This window comes from Candidatus Solirubrobacter pratensis (assembly GCF_000425945.1).
Lineage (GTDB): Bacteria > Actinomycetota > Thermoleophilia > Solirubrobacterales > Solirubrobacteraceae > Solirubrobacter > Solirubrobacter pratensis.
Map to the genome: position 1 here is coordinate 51294 of NZ_AUEK01000013.1, position 13802 is coordinate 65095.

Below are 13802 nucleotides of genomic sequence, written 5' to 3' on the forward strand. Positions count from 1 at the left end.
GCAACGCGCCAGAACGCCGCTCGCCGCCACCCGCCGAGGCAGGATCGCGTTGTCAGAGCGCGAACCGTTTTTCGGGTGAAGCGATGGATCGCGACAGCCCTGCTGATCGCCGCGTGGACGGCGCCGCCCGCGGTCGCGAGTGAGCGGATCGCCGCCCTGCAGACCGGCCTGCGCGCCCGCGGCGCCTACGCGGGGAACGTCGACGGCGTGCCCGGCCCCGGGACCGCGCAGGGCGTGCGCGTGCTGCAGCGGCGCGCGGGAATCGCGGTCGACGGCATCGCCGGCCCGGCGACGCGCCGCGCGCTCGGCGCACTCGGCCGCCATCCGGTCGGCAGCCGGCCGCTCGCTCCCGGCGACCGCGGGTTCGACGTCGCCGCGCTGCAGTTCGCGCTCGAGAGCCACGGCTTCCCGCTCGGCACGGTCGACGGCTTCTACGGCGCCCACACCCAGGCGGCGGTGATCCGCGCGCAGGCCTACGGCGGGCTCCCCCAGGACGGGATCGCCGGCCCGGCCACGCAGGCGCTGCTCCGGCGCGCGCCCGCGCTCGCGCCGCCGCTGCGGCGCCCGATCCTCGTCGCCCCGGCCGACCGCTACGGACCGCGCGGCGCCGGCTGGCACGCCGGCATCGACTTCCCCGCCGCGACCGGCACGCCCGTGAGCGCCGCCGCAAGCGGCCGGGTCGTCTTCAGCGGCTACGACGACGGCTATGGGCTGACGGTCGTGCTCGACCACGGCGACGGCGTGCGAACGCGCTACGCGCACCTCTCCGTCGCGGCCGTTGCGCCGGGAGCGGCGGTGGCCGCCGGCCGGCTCGTCGGGCGCGTCGGCGCGACCGGCCACGCGACTGGGCCGCACCTGCACTTCGAGGTGACCGTCCGGGGCGCGGCGACCGATCCGGCCCGCGCCCTCGGCCTCTGAGCCTACGTCGACCCGGACAGCGCGCCCAGCTCTTCGCCCGCCGCTGCCTTGCGCATCCCGCGCTCGATCGCGTCCACGAGGTAGGGACGCAGCGAGCCCGCCGCGACGATCGACTTCACCGAGCCGACCTCGACGGCGCGCTCGATCGAGTGGATCGAGTCGAACTTCGCGGCCAACTCGCCCATCTTCTCGTTGCGCACGGTGTCGAGCAGGACCGCGCGCTCGGTCCGCAGCTTCTGGCGCTCGGCGCCGTCGGCCGCCTCGATCCGCTCGTCGAGCTCGGCGATCCGCGGGTCGCCCAGCGTCGCGTTCATCACGTCGCGCGTGAAGACGACGCCGGCCGCGGCCGAGCCGCCGATCACCGACGCGCGGGCGCCCTCGACGGCGATCGCCTCGAAGCCCTCGTTCAACCGCTGCGAGAAGACGACGAACGCGCCGCCGTGGTAGCGGGAGATGACGCAGAAGACGATCGGGCCGTCGAAGTTGACGATCGCGCGGCCGATCTCGGCGCCGTACTCGAGCTGCCACTGGCGCATCGACTCCGGCGAGCCGTCGAAGCCCGCGAGGTTCGCGAGCACGACGACCGGCCGGCGCCCTCCCACGCTGTTGATCGCGCGCGCCACTTTCTTGGACGAGCGCGGGAACAGGGTGCCCGACGTCCACTGGCCGGGCCCGTCGGCGGGGACGGGGCCGAAGCGGTCGATCGGGTGCGACTCGATGCCGATCAGCGACACCGGCCAGCCGCCCAGGTGCGCGTCCCAGACGACGGCGGCCTCGGCGTCGCGCATGTTGGCCCAACGCTCCAGCGGCGCGTGATCGGTGTCCGAGACCGCGCGCATGACCGAGCGGATGTCGAAGGGCTGCTTGCGGTCCGGGTTGCTGGTGTCGGAGAAGATGTCGCCGACGGTCGCCAGCGCCGAGCCGACGGCGCGGTGCGGGGCGCTGCAGACGTCGCGGTCGACCGGGTCGCTCGTCTCCGCGCGGCGCGGGAAGCGCTCGCCCGGCGCGACGTAGGAGTGGTCGTAGTAGCGCAGCAGCGTCGCGCATGCGCCCGCGAGGTCCGGCGCCCAGTACTGCGCCTGGCCGTTCGGTCCCATGATGCGGTCGTAGCCGCCGATGCCGAAGTTGTCCTCGGCCGAGACGCCGCCGGCGAAGTCGAGCGCCGTCTTGCCGGTGAGCACCATCGCGCTCTCCGGAGTCATCACCAGGATGCCCCTCGTATGCATCAACATCGTCGCTTCCGCGTTCCAATACGGCTGCGCGCCCACATTTATGCCGGTGACGATGACATTGATCTCGCCACCATGTTGCGTGAACTCGATGATCCGCCGCAGCGCCGCGGCGACCCAGTCCATGTTCTCCGTCCCGGAGTCCATCGCGATCTTCGCGCCCGAGGAGAGCGCGAACCACTCCACCGGCACGCCGAGCTCCTGGGCCATGTCGAGCGCGGCGATGATGCGCCGGCACTCCGGCTCGGCGACCGAGCCGAGCGCCTTCGTCGGGTCGCCCATGAGCACGACGCGCTGCATCCCCTCGGGATGGCGCTTGGTGAACGAGCGCACCAGCCCGACGACGATCGCGGCGTCGTTGGTCGCCGGCGCGCGGTCGACCGGAACGAGCCGGCCGTCGTCGTCGAGGTCGTGCTCGACGAACTCGCCGGCGGGCAGGCCGCGGCCGCGGTCCTCGCGCTCCGGCGCGAGGATCTTGACCAGCTCGGCCGGATGCACGGAGCCGCGCCGGCGCGCCTGCACGATCCGGCGCGCGCCCTCGTCGAGCGGCTGCAGCGGTCGTCTGGCCGGCTCGTCGAGCTCCACCAGCACGCCGCGGCCGGCGGGCGCGAACAGGCGCAGCTCGCGGTCGTGGATCTCCCCGTCGCGCGGGTCGCGCATGCGCCCGCGGATGATCACCATCTCGATCCCGAGGCCCTCTGTCTCGCGCGCGTAGCGGTCGATCAGCGCGCCGGCCGCCTCGGGCGCGAGCTCGACCACCGGCCACACGTTCAACCGCACCCGGTTCCACAGCAGCCGCTCGCGCGGCGGCAGCTTGCCCTGGTAGCGGCGCAGCGCCTCGAGCGCCTCGGTCAGCATGTGCTCGAGCTCGGGCAGCGAGACGACGCGCCCGTTCTCGTCGTGCACGACGCTCAGCGCGCGCACCTCGGCGAGCGCGAACAGGCGCTCGTCCTTCGGGTTCGAGCGGCCGGTGCCGCGGAACAGGTAGACGTCGGCCGGCGACGGGATGCGCTCGAGCGCGAACTCCGACATGCGCCAGAGGCCGAGCCGCTCGCCCATCTCCGGGTGGACGCCCTGCAGGTCGCGGTCGATCGCGAAACGCCCGTCCGGCGTGCGCCGCAGCGTGATGGCGTCGGCCGCCGAGACGCCGCGCTCGGGCGCCGGCACGTCGAGCACCACGCGCTCCACGGAGGGGCGCAGGTCGGCGCGCTCGAGCGCGGCCTTGAGGCCGGCGATCAGCGTCTCGGCGTCGCCGTTCTGATGCGCGTAGAGATCGACGACGACGTGCTCATGGCCTTCGGCGACGCGGGCGATCGCGCGCGCCGCGTCGTCGAAGCGATGGTTCTCCACGAAGCCGGCGATCAGGTGGCGCCGGCGGCCGTCGTTCTCGTAGTCGGTGATCGCGAACGCCGTGTCGCCGACGATCGCCTCGCTGAAGTCCCCCAGCTCGCGGATGCGGTAGTAGCGCCGCGTCATCAGCTCCAACAGCGTCGGGCGCTGCTCCGGCGGGGCGTCGGTCATGTGCCCGATCAGCAGCGGAGCGAGCAGCTGCGGGGCGGAGACGATCGCCTCCACGTGGCCGTCGCGCTCGCCCGCGGCCAGGGCCCGCAGGTGCCGCTCGACGTCCGCGTAGAGGACCTCACGGCGCTCGGCGATCAGCGGCTGGTCGAAGTAGCGGTTGCGCAGCTGGCGCGCGAGGTCGGCGATCACCGGGTCGCGCCGCTCGGCGGAGGCCTCGATCCGGTCGAGCACCTCGCGGAAGCCGTCGCCGGCCCTGCCGATCAGCTCGTCGGCGCGCTGCAGGCGGCGGTCGAGGATCGCCAGCACCGCGGTGTTGGCCAACTCGGCGCGCTGCTGGGAGACGAACAGGCGATAGCACGCGTCCTCGAGCGCCGGGGTGCGGTCGAGGCCCTCGACGCCGTAGTGCGCGAGCGCGCGCTGGAGGTAGCTGGTGAAGCGCTCCGGCAGCCGCTCCGCCTTGACGTCGAGCGAGCGAAGGTAGGCGTGCAGGTACTCCTGCGGGCTGTGCAGCAGCTCGCGCTCGATGTCGTGCCGCGCGCGCGTGAGCGCGCGCACGTCCGCGTAGACGTGCAGCAGCCGGTGCTCGCCTTCGAGATCCGGCTCGCGGTTGTCCAGCTCGTCGAGCACGCGGCGGACCTCCGCGGCGCTGACGTCGTAGCCGAGCAGCAGCCAGCGCAGCCGGCCGAGGCCGTCCTCCTCGACGGTCTCCTCGGCGGTGAAGGTGACCCGCTCCGCGCCGGCGTCCTCGTCGTCGTCGTCGATCGCCTCGAGCTGAAGCAACGGCGTCTGAGCGCCGACCTGGACATTGGTGCCGGTGAGGACGCGGCGCACGCGGCCGGCGAAGGGCGCGGTCAGCGACGTCTCCATCTTCATCGACTCGACGATCGCGATCACCTCCCCCTCGGCGACCTCGTCGCCCTCGGAAACGGGGATCGCGACGACGACCGCCGGCGCGTGGCTGCGCACGAGGCCGCCGTCGTCGCGCGTGACGCGATGCGGGACGCCGTGAACCTCGACGAGCAGGTCGGCGCCCTGGCGGCTGATCAGCGTGCGGTGCGTGAGCCCGCCGATCGTGATCCGGCGCTCGTGTGCGCTGAGGCGCTCGATCGTGCACTCGACGGCGACGCCGTCGACCTCGGTGCGGTAACGGTCGGGGCTCAGCTGCGAGACGAGGATGCGGTACGGCTGGCCGCGGTGGCGGACCTCGATGCTGCGCGCGTGGGCCGCGGATGCGTGCGGGCGGCCGCGGCGCGCGTAGGCGTAGAAGCTCGCGCGGTCGGTCGCGGTCTCGTCGTCGGCGAGCTCGATCGCCGCCTGCAGCAACGCGACGTCGGCGCCGTGGACGGACTCCATGTCGCCGGAGACGCCGAGCCGGTCCAGCCAGTTGATGTCGACCTCGCCGTTGCGGAACTCGGGGCGGTCGAGCAGCGTCAGCAGGAACGCGCGATTGGTCGTGCCGTCCTCGATGATCGCGGTGCTCTCGCGCAGCGCGCGGCGCAGGCGGGCGATCGCCTCCTCGCGCGTGCGCCCGTGCGCGATCACCTTGGCGACCATCGAGTCGAAGTCGGGCGGGATCACGTCGCCGGTGGCGATGCCGCGGTCGACGCGGATGCCCGGGCCGGAGCTGAGGTCGAGCAGCTGGACGCGGCCGGGCGTGGGCGCGAAGCCCATCGCGGGATCCTCGGCGTTCAGGCGCGCCTCGATCGCGTGGCCCATCGGCGCGGGCGGCTCACCCTCCAGCCGCTCCCCCGCCGCGATGCGCAGCTGCAGCTTGACCAGGTCCAGGCCCGTGACGGCCTCGGTCACCGGGTGCTCGACCTGCAGGCGCGCGTTGACCTCCATGAACGAGAAGCGCCGGTGCTCGGGCTCGTAGAGGAACTCGACGGTGCCCGCGTTGCGGTAGCCGGCCTCGAGCGCGAGCCGCACGGAGGCGGACTTGACCTCCTCCTCCTGCTCGGGCTCGAGCACCGGGCTGGCGGACTCCTCCACGACCTTCTGGTGGCGACGCTGGCACGAGCAGTCGCGCACGCCGGCGGCCCAGGCCGTGCCTTGGCCGTCGGCGATCAGCTGCACCTCGATGTGGTGCGCGCCCTCGACCATCGCCTCCATGAAGACGGTGCCGTCGCCGAACGCGTCCTGCGCCTCGCGGCGCGACGTCTCAAGTGCGCTCGCGAGCCCGTCCATGTCGTTGACGCGGCGGATGCCGCGCCCGCCGCCGCCGGCCGCCGCCTTGATCATCAAGGGGAAGCCGATCCGCTCCGCGTGCGCCCGCGCCTCCTCGATCGTGGCGACCGGCCCGTTGCTCCACGGCGCGACCGGCACGCCGGCCTTCTCGGCCATCAGCTTGGACTGGATCTTGTCGCCGAGCGCGCGCATCACGTCGCCGCTCGGGCCGACGAAGACGATGCCGAGGCGCTCGCAGAGATCCGAGAACTCCGGGTGCTCGGCGACGAACCCCCAACCAGGCCATACCGCGTCGGCGCGCACCGCCTTCAGGGCACGCTCGAGCCCCTCGTAGTCCAGGTACGCGCCGGTCCGCTTGCCGTCGGCGTCGACGGTCGCGGTCGGACCGAGCGAGAAAGCCTCGTCCGCGTGGCGGACGAACATCGCCGAGCGCTCCGGCTCCGTGTAGAGCGCGATCACGGTGATGGGTCGCTCGAGCTCCTCGTTGAGCTCGCGTACGGCGTGGATCAGCCGCATCGCCGGCTCGCCGCGGTTGACCACGGCGAGACGCGTGAACGTGCGCTGCGTCACAGTAGGCAAGGTTGGCACGTTAGGGCCTCGCGGTGTATTCCTGCCCGGATGGAGTTCCTCCAACCCGCCGATTGGCGGGGTGCACTCGAGGCGAAGGCCGCCCACCCCGGCGCAACGCCCGTCTGGGGCGGCACCGACGTGATGGTGGACATGAACTTCGGCCGCTCCCGGCCCGACGTCCTGCTCGACCTCACGCGTGTCGGCGAGCTGACGGAATGGCGGCGCGCCGATGGGCGTGTACGCGTCGGAGCCGGCGTGTCGTACTCGCGCGCGATCGACGAGCTGGGCGAGTTGGCGCCCGGATTGGCGCTGGCCTCGCGCACCGTCGGCTCGCCGCAGATCCGCAACCGCGGGACGATCGGGGGCAACCTCGGCTCCTCCTCGCCCGCGGGCGACGCGCTGCCGCCGCTGTACGCGAGCGGCGCCACCGTCGAGCTGGCGTCGGTGCGCGGCGTGCGCGAGCTGGCGGTCGAGGAGTTCATCGTCGGGCCCAAGCGCAACGTGCTCGCCGAGGACGAGCTGATCGCGGCGTTCTCGTTCCCGGCCGCCGGCGGGCCGCAGCAGTTCTCCAAGGTCGGGACGCGCAACGCGATGGTGATCGCGGTCTGCTCGTTCGCGCTGGACCTGCGCGAGCGCAGCCTCGGCACCTGCATCGGGAGCGCCGCGCCGACGCCCCGGCGCGCGGTCGAGGCCGAGGCCTTCGCGCTGGACGCGCTGGACTGGGACGGCGGCCGGCCGGCCGGCGAGGATGTGCTCGTGCGTTTCGGGGAGCTTGTGGCGGAGGCGGCGTCGCCGATCGACGACGTGCGCGGGACGGCCGCGTACCGCCGCCACGCGTTGTCGGTGCTCGCGCGGCGGGCATTGAAGTGGGCGTGGGAGGCGCGATGCGCCTGAGCTGCACGGTCAACGGCGTCGCGCGCGAGGTCGACGGCCTATGGGAGGGCGAGTCGCTGCTGTACGTGCTGCGCGAGCGCCTCCAGCTGCCGGGCTCCAAGAACGCCTGCGAGCAGGGCGAGTGCGGGTCCTGCTCGGTCTACCTCGACGGCGTCTTGGTGTGCTCGTGCCTGGTCGCCGCCGGACAGGCGGAGGGCTGCTCGGTCGTGACGGTCGAGGGGCTCGCGGGCGAGGAGCAGCTGAACCCGGTGCAGGAGGCGTTCCTCGAGGCGGGCGCGGTGCAGTGCGGGTTCTGCACGCCGGGGCTGATCGTGGCGACGCACGACCTGCTCTCGCGCGTGCCGTCGCCATCCGACGAGCAGATCCGCGAGGCGCTGGCCGGGAACCTGTGCCGCTGCACCGGCTACGAGAAGATCCTCGACGCGGTGCGGCTGGCGGCCGCGCGGGCATGATCGTCCTCGATGGGTGCGTCATCGCCGGCGGCGACATCGGGCACGTCGCGTTCGAGGGCGACCGCATCGTGTCCGTGGGCGCCGGCGATGGGCCGGACGGCGAGCGCATCGACGCGTCGGGCCGCCTCGCCACCGCGGGCCTCGTCAACTGCCACCACCACCTCTATCAGTCGGCGACGCGCGGGCAGTCGCAGCAGGCGACGCTGTTCGAGTGGCTCGTCGAGCTGTACCCGAAGTGGGCGCGGATCGACGCCGGCGTCGAGCGGGCCGCCGCGCGGGCCGGCCTCGCCGCGCTGCTGCTGTCAGGTTGCACGACGGCGAGCGACCATCACTACGTGTTTCCCCGTGGCGCAGGCGATCTGCTGGAGGTCGAGATCGAGGTCGCGCGCGAGCTCGGGATCCGCTTCCACCCGTGCCGCGGCTCGATGGACCTCGGCAAGTCGGCGGGCGGGCTGCCGCCGGACGAGATCACCGAGGATCGCGACGAGATCCTCGCGGCGTGCGCGGCGGCGATCGATCGCTGGCACGACCCGTCGCCGGGCGCGATGCTGCGGATCGCGCTCGCGCCGTGCTCGCCGTTCAGCGTGACCCGCGAGCTGATGCGCGAGACGGCCGAGCTCGCGCGGGCGCGCGGGGTGCGGCTGCACACCCACATGGCCGAGACCGTCGAGGAGGAGGAGTTCTGCAAGGAGCTCTTCGGCATGCGGCCGGTCGAGTATCTGGAGGAGCTCGGCTGGCTCGGCGACGACGTCTGGCTCGCGCACTGCGTGCACCTCAACGAGCACGAGGTCGCCCGGTTCGGGGCGACGGGCACGGGCGTCGCCCACTGCCCTTCGTCCAACGCGCGGCTCGGGGCCGGGATCGCGCCGGTCGTGCCGCTGGTGCGCGCGGGCGCGCCGGTCGGCCTGGGCGTCGACGGCGCCGCCTCCAACGAGGCCGGCGAGCTCGGCGGCGAGCTGCGCCAGGCGCTGCTGTTCGCCCGGTTGGCCGGCGGCCCGGCGGCGCTGAGCGCGCACGAGGCGCTGGAGCTGGGCACGGTCCACGGGGCCCGCTGCCTCGGCCGCGAGGACGAGCTCGGCACGCTCGAGGCGGGCATGCTGGCCGACGTCGTGCTGTGGCGCCTCGACGATCTCGACCACGCCGGCATCGAGGACCCGGTCGCCGCGCTCGTGCTCGGGCCCCGGCCGCTTGCGGACCGCGTGTTCGTCGGCGGCCGCGAGGTCGTGCGCGGCGGCGAGCTGCTGACCGGCGACGCCGAGCGGATCGCGCACGACCTGGCGGCTGCGAGCGCCCGGCTCGCGGCAGGGGTGCGCGCGTGACGACGATCACCGGCGTCGGCCAGGGCATCGGCGAGTCGGTCCGCCGCCCCGACGGGATCCCGAAGGTCAAGGGCGAGTTCGCGTACTCGTCGGACCTGTGGGCCGACGGGATGCTGTGGGGCGCGACGCTGCGCAGCCCTCACCCGCGCGCCCGCATCCGCTCGATCGAGCTCGGCGCGGCGCTCGCCGTCCCCGGCGTGTATGCGGTTCTCACGCATCACGACGTCCCCGGCCGCAAGGTCTACGGGCTCGAGATCCACGACCAGCCGGTGCTGGCGTTCGGCGAGGTCCGCTACCAGGGCGAGGCGGTGGCGATCGTCGCGGCGGACCATCCGGAGACCGCCCGGCGCGCGGCAGACCGGATCGAGGTCGATTACGAGGAGCTCGAGCCGCTGACCGACTCTCGGCGTGCACTTGACCCCGAGACTCCGCCGCTGCACCCGCGCGGGAACGTGCTGCGGCACGTCCGGATCGAGCACGGGCCCGAGCCGGGCGAGGCCGACGTGGTCGTCACCGGCGAGTACGAGATGGGCATGCAGGACCAGGCGTTCATGGGTCCCGAGTCGGGCCTCGCGGTGCCCGCCGAGGACGGCGGCGTCGACATCTACATCGCCACGCAATGGCTGCACGTCGATCGCGACCAGGTCGCGGCGTCGCTCGACCTGCCGCCGGAGAAGGTCCGCTTCACGCTGGCCGGCGTGGGCGGCGCGTTCGGCGGTCGCGAGGACGTCTCGATGCAGATCCACGCGTGCATGCTCGCCCTGCACACGGGCCGGCCGGTGAAGATGGTCTACGGGCGCGAGGAGTCCTTCTTCGGCCACGTCCACCGCCACCCGGCGAAGATGCGCTACGAGCACGGGGCGACGCGCGACGGCAGGCTCGCCTACGTGCGCGCGGAGATCCTGCTCGACGGCGGCGCCTACGCGTCGTCCTCGACCGCGGTGTGCAGCAACGCCGCCTCGTTCGCGCTCGGGCCCTACGTCGTGCCGAGCGCACGGATCGACTCCTACGTCGTCTACACCGACAACCCGCCGTGCGGCGCGATGCGCGGGTTCGGCGCGGTGCAGACCTGCTTCGCGTACGAGGCGCAGATGGACAAGCTCGCCCGGGCGCTGGAGGTCGACCCCGTCGAGCTGCGGCGGATCAACGCGATGCAGACCGGCTCGAGCATGCCGACCGGCGCGCCGATCGACTGCCCCGCGCCGGTCGCCGAGTTGCTGCGGCTCGTGTCCGAGCGGCCGCTCCCGGCGCCCGGCGGCCCGCCGCCCGGCGGCGTCGCGAACGTCACCCGCGGCGAGGGCGTCGTGCGCGGCGTGGGCTATGCCGTGGGCTTCAAGAACGTCGGCTTCTCTGAGGGGTTCGACGACTACTCGACCGCGCGGGTGCGCGTGTCGGCCGCGCACGGCGAGCCGATCGTCGAGGTGCACACGGCGGCGGCGGAGGTCGGGCAGGGGCTCGTGACCGTCCAGGGCCAGATCGCGCGGACGGAGCTCGGGATCGAGAACGTGCTCGTCCTGCCGGCCGACACCGCGGTCGGCTCCGCCGGCTCCTCCTCGGCGTCGCGCCAGACGCACATGACCGGCGGCGCCGTACAGGCGGCGTGCCGTGCCGTGCGGGACCGGCTGCGTGAGCGCGCGGGCGGCCGCGAGCTCGACCCGGAGCTGATCGCCGCGCTGGTCGAGGACGATCCGGTCGAGGAGACGCGCGAGTATCACCACCGGCCGACCGTCCCGCTCGACGAGCGCGGGCAGGGCGACGCCCACGTCACGTTCGCGTTCGCCGCCCACCGCGCGGTGGTCGACGTCGACGTCGAGCTGGGGCTCGTGCGGGTCGTCGAGATCGCCACCGCGCAGGACGTCGGCAAGGCGATCAACCCGCAGGCGGTCGAGGGGCAGATCGAGGGCGGTATCGCGCAGGGGCTCGGGCTGGCGCTGATGGAGGAGATCCAGGTCGTGGACGGGCTCGTGCGCAACGCGTCCTTCACCGACTACCTGATCCCGACGGTGCTCGACATGCCGCCCGTGGAGCTCGACGTCCTGGAGCTCGGCGACCCCGACTCGCCGTACGGGCTGCGCGGGATCGGCGAGCCGCCGACGATCTCCTCGACCCCCGCGGTGGTTGCCGCCCTGCGCGACGCGACGGGGCGCGAGCTCGTACGCGTGCCTGTGCGTCCGGATGACATCGTGGGGCTATGAGACTGATCGCCGTCGCCCGCGGAGACGCGCCGCCCGACACCGTGATCGAGGGCGCGCGGGTGTTCTCCGCCTTCACGCGCGAGTGGCTCCAGGGCGACGTGGCGATCGCCGGCGGGCGGATCGCCGGCGTCGGCGCCTATGAGGGCGGCGAGCGCATCGACGGCCGCGGGAAGTGGCTCGTGCCCGGGTTCATCGACGCCCACGTGCACCTGGAGTCCTCGAAGCTGACGCCGCGCGAGTTCGCCCGCGCCGTCGTCCCGCGCGGCACGACGACGGTCGTCACGGACCCGCACGAGATCGCCAACGTGGCGGGCGTCGCCGGCGTGCGCTGGCTGCTCGACGCGGCCGAGGGCCTGCCGCTCGACGTGTTCGTGATGGCGCCCTCGTGCGTCCCCGCCTCGGGCTTCGAGTCCCCGTGCGGGCCGCTCGGGCCGGACGAGATGCGCGAGATCCTGCGCCACCCGCGGGCGATCGGCGTGGCCGAGATGATGAACTTCCCGGGCGTCATCGCGGGCGACCCGGACGTGCTCGCGCGGATGGTCGCGGCGCATGTCGACGGTCACGCGCCGGGCGTGACGGGCGCGCGGCTGGACGCGTACGTCGCGGCCGGCATCGGCTCCGACCACGAGGCGACGACGCCGGAGGAGGCGCTCGAGAAGCGCCGGCGCGGCATGTGGGTGCTGATCCGCGAGGCCTCCAATGCCCGCAACCTCGTCGACCTGCTCGCCCTCGTCCGCGAGCATGGCCCGGACTACTGCGCGTTCTGCACCGACGACCGCGAGCCCGACTTCCTCTTCCGCGAGGGTCACATCGACCAGATGTGCCGGATCGCCGTCGGCGAGGGCATCGCGCCCGAGGACGTGCTCGTGATGGCGACGCTGCACGGCGCGCGGGCGCACGGGCTGCTCGATCGCGGGGCGATCGCGCCCGGGATGGTCGCCGACGTGGTGCTGCTCGACGACGTCGTGGACTTCCGGGCGTCGCTGGTGCTCAAGCAGGGCCGCCGGCCCGAGTTCGGCGGTGCGACGGCCCGCGGGCTGGAGGGGACGATGCGCTCGATCCCCGTCCGGTTCGAGATCCCGGGCGCGCCGGAGCGCGTGCGCGTGATCGAGATCCAGCCGGGGCAGTTGATCACGGGGGCGGGCGTCGAGGCGCCGCGGGTGGTTGACGGCCACGTCGTCGCCGACCCGGAGCGCGACCTGGCGAAGATCGCCGTGATCGAGCGCCACCACGCAACCGGCCGCGTCGGGCTCGGGCTCGTGCGCGGCTTCGGGCTGCGCGCGGGCGCGTTCGCCTCGACCGTGGCGCACGACGCACACAATCTGGTGGTCGTCGGCGTCGCCGACGATGACATGCGGGTCTGCGCCGAGCGCGCCCAGGCGCTCGGCGGCGGCCTTGTCGTCGCGCGCGGCGGTGCCGTGCGCGGCGAGCTTCCGCTGCCGGTCGCCGGGCTGCTCTCCGACGAGCCAGTCGAGGTCGTCGCCGCGCGGCTCGAGGGTCTGCAGGAGCTGCTGGCCGAGCAGGGCGTGGCGATCGGCGCGCCGTTCATGACGCTCTCGTTCCTCGCCCTCTCGGTGATCCCGTCGCTGAAGATCACCGACCGCGGGCTGGTCGACGTCGACGCGTTCGAGCTCGTGCCGCTCGCGCTGGGCGAGGACGCCGCCTCAGGCGGCAACGGCCGCATCTCCCTCTCCCGTGATGCCTTCGTCGCCCGCTTCGGCGCGCTCTACGAGGCCTCGCCGTGGGTCGCCGAGGACGCCTGGCGCCCGGAGGGCTTCGCCGACGCCGAGGAGCTCCACGCCGCCCTTGCCGCGGCGATGTACTCGGCCTCCGAGGAGCGCCGGATCGGGCTGATCCGCGCACATCCGGACCTCGGCGAGCGCGTGGCGGTGCTGACCGGCGCCTCCCGTTCCGAGCAGTCGGGCGCGGGGCTGGACCACCTCTCGCCGGAGCAGTACGAGCGCTTCACCGCGCTCAACGCCGCCTACCGCGAGCGCTTCGGCTTCCCGTTCGTCATCTGCGTCCGCGAGCACACCCGCGAGTCGATCCTCGCCAGCGCGGGCGTGCGCCTGGCCCATTCGCGCGAGCACGAGGTCGAGACGGCGCTGGCGGAGATCGCGAAGATCGCGCGGCTGCGGCTGGACGACGCGCTATGACCGGGTTCCTCACGACCCACGTCCTGGACACCGCGCGGGGACGCCCCGCGGCCGGCGTCGGGATCGCGCTCGCGCGTTACGCGGGGCCGCGGCGCAAGCTGCTCGGGGACTTCGTCACCAACGCGGAAGGGCGCACCGACGAGCCGCTGATCGCCCACGGGGACCTGCGCGCGGGCGAGTACGAGCTCGTGTTCGCGATCGGCGACTACTTCCGCGGCGACGAGCACGATCCGCCGTTCCTCGACCTCGTGCCGATCCGCTTCGGCGTCGCGCATCCGTCGGCGCACTACCACGTGCCGCTGCTCGTCTCCCCCTGGTCCTACAGCACCTACCGCGGCAGCTGACCGGTCGCCCGCGTCGGGAG

The 13802-nt window shown here is 73.6% G+C and carries 8 protein-coding genes; 7 read left to right on the top strand and 1 reads right to left on the bottom strand.

From position 1 onward, the window contains the following. Positions 1–75 precede the first annotated feature (75 nt). Positions 76–918 (top strand): peptidoglycan DD-metalloendopeptidase family protein, encoded by an 843-nt coding sequence (locus tag H958_RS43720; RefSeq protein WP_028059936.1) that lies wholly within the window; start codon positions 76–78, stop codon positions 916–918. A gap of 2 nt (positions 919–920) precedes the next feature. On the opposite strand, the gene H958_RS0119895 is transcribed toward H958_RS43720, so the two are convergent. Continuing rightward, a complete protein-coding gene (locus tag H958_RS0119895; RefSeq protein ID WP_028059937.1) occupies positions 921–6422 on the bottom strand; it encodes an ATP-binding protein in 5502 nt (1833 codons plus the stop codon). A 48-nt stretch (positions 6423–6470) separates the two neighbouring features. Between H958_RS0119895 and H958_RS0119900 the strand changes: the two genes are divergently transcribed. Genes H958_RS0119900 through uraH form a run of 6 tightly spaced genes read left to right on the top strand, consistent with a single transcriptional unit; the run spans position 6471 to position 13782 of the window. Beyond that, entirely contained in the window at positions 6471–7316 is an 846-nt protein-coding gene (locus H958_RS0119900) for an FAD binding domain-containing protein (protein WP_028059938.1), read from the top strand. Further along, a complete protein-coding gene (locus H958_RS0119905) occupies positions 7307–7768 on the top strand; it encodes a (2Fe-2S)-binding protein (RefSeq protein ID WP_028059939.1) in 462 nt (153 codons plus the stop codon). Before H958_RS0119900 ends, H958_RS0119905 begins: the two co-directional genes overlap by 10 nt. Beyond that, entirely contained in the window at positions 7765–9087 is a 1323-nt protein-coding gene (locus H958_RS0119910) for an 8-oxoguanine deaminase (protein ID WP_028059940.1), read from the top strand. The genes H958_RS0119905 and H958_RS0119910 overlap by 4 nt, the downstream gene beginning before the upstream one ends. Beyond that, on the top strand, positions 9084–11282 hold the full coding sequence (pucD, locus tag H958_RS0119915; protein WP_028059941.1) for a xanthine dehydrogenase subunit D: 2199 nt from the start codon (positions 9084–9086) through the stop codon (positions 11280–11282). The genes H958_RS0119910 and pucD overlap by 4 nt, the downstream gene beginning before the upstream one ends. Further along, the gene (ade, locus tag H958_RS38925; protein ID WP_196807458.1) at positions 11279–13438 is read left to right on the top strand and encodes an adenine deaminase; all 2160 of its coding nucleotides are present in this window, start codon (positions 11279–11281) and stop codon (positions 13436–13438) included. Before pucD ends, ade begins: the two co-directional genes overlap by 4 nt. Further along, positions 13435–13782 carry a hydroxyisourate hydrolase gene (uraH, locus tag H958_RS47725; RefSeq protein ID WP_028059942.1) on the top strand — a complete coding sequence of 116 codons (348 nt, stop codon included), beginning with the start codon at positions 13435–13437 and terminating at the stop codon, positions 13780–13782. The genes ade and uraH overlap by 4 nt, the downstream gene beginning before the upstream one ends. Positions 13783–13802: the final 20 nt, after the last annotated feature.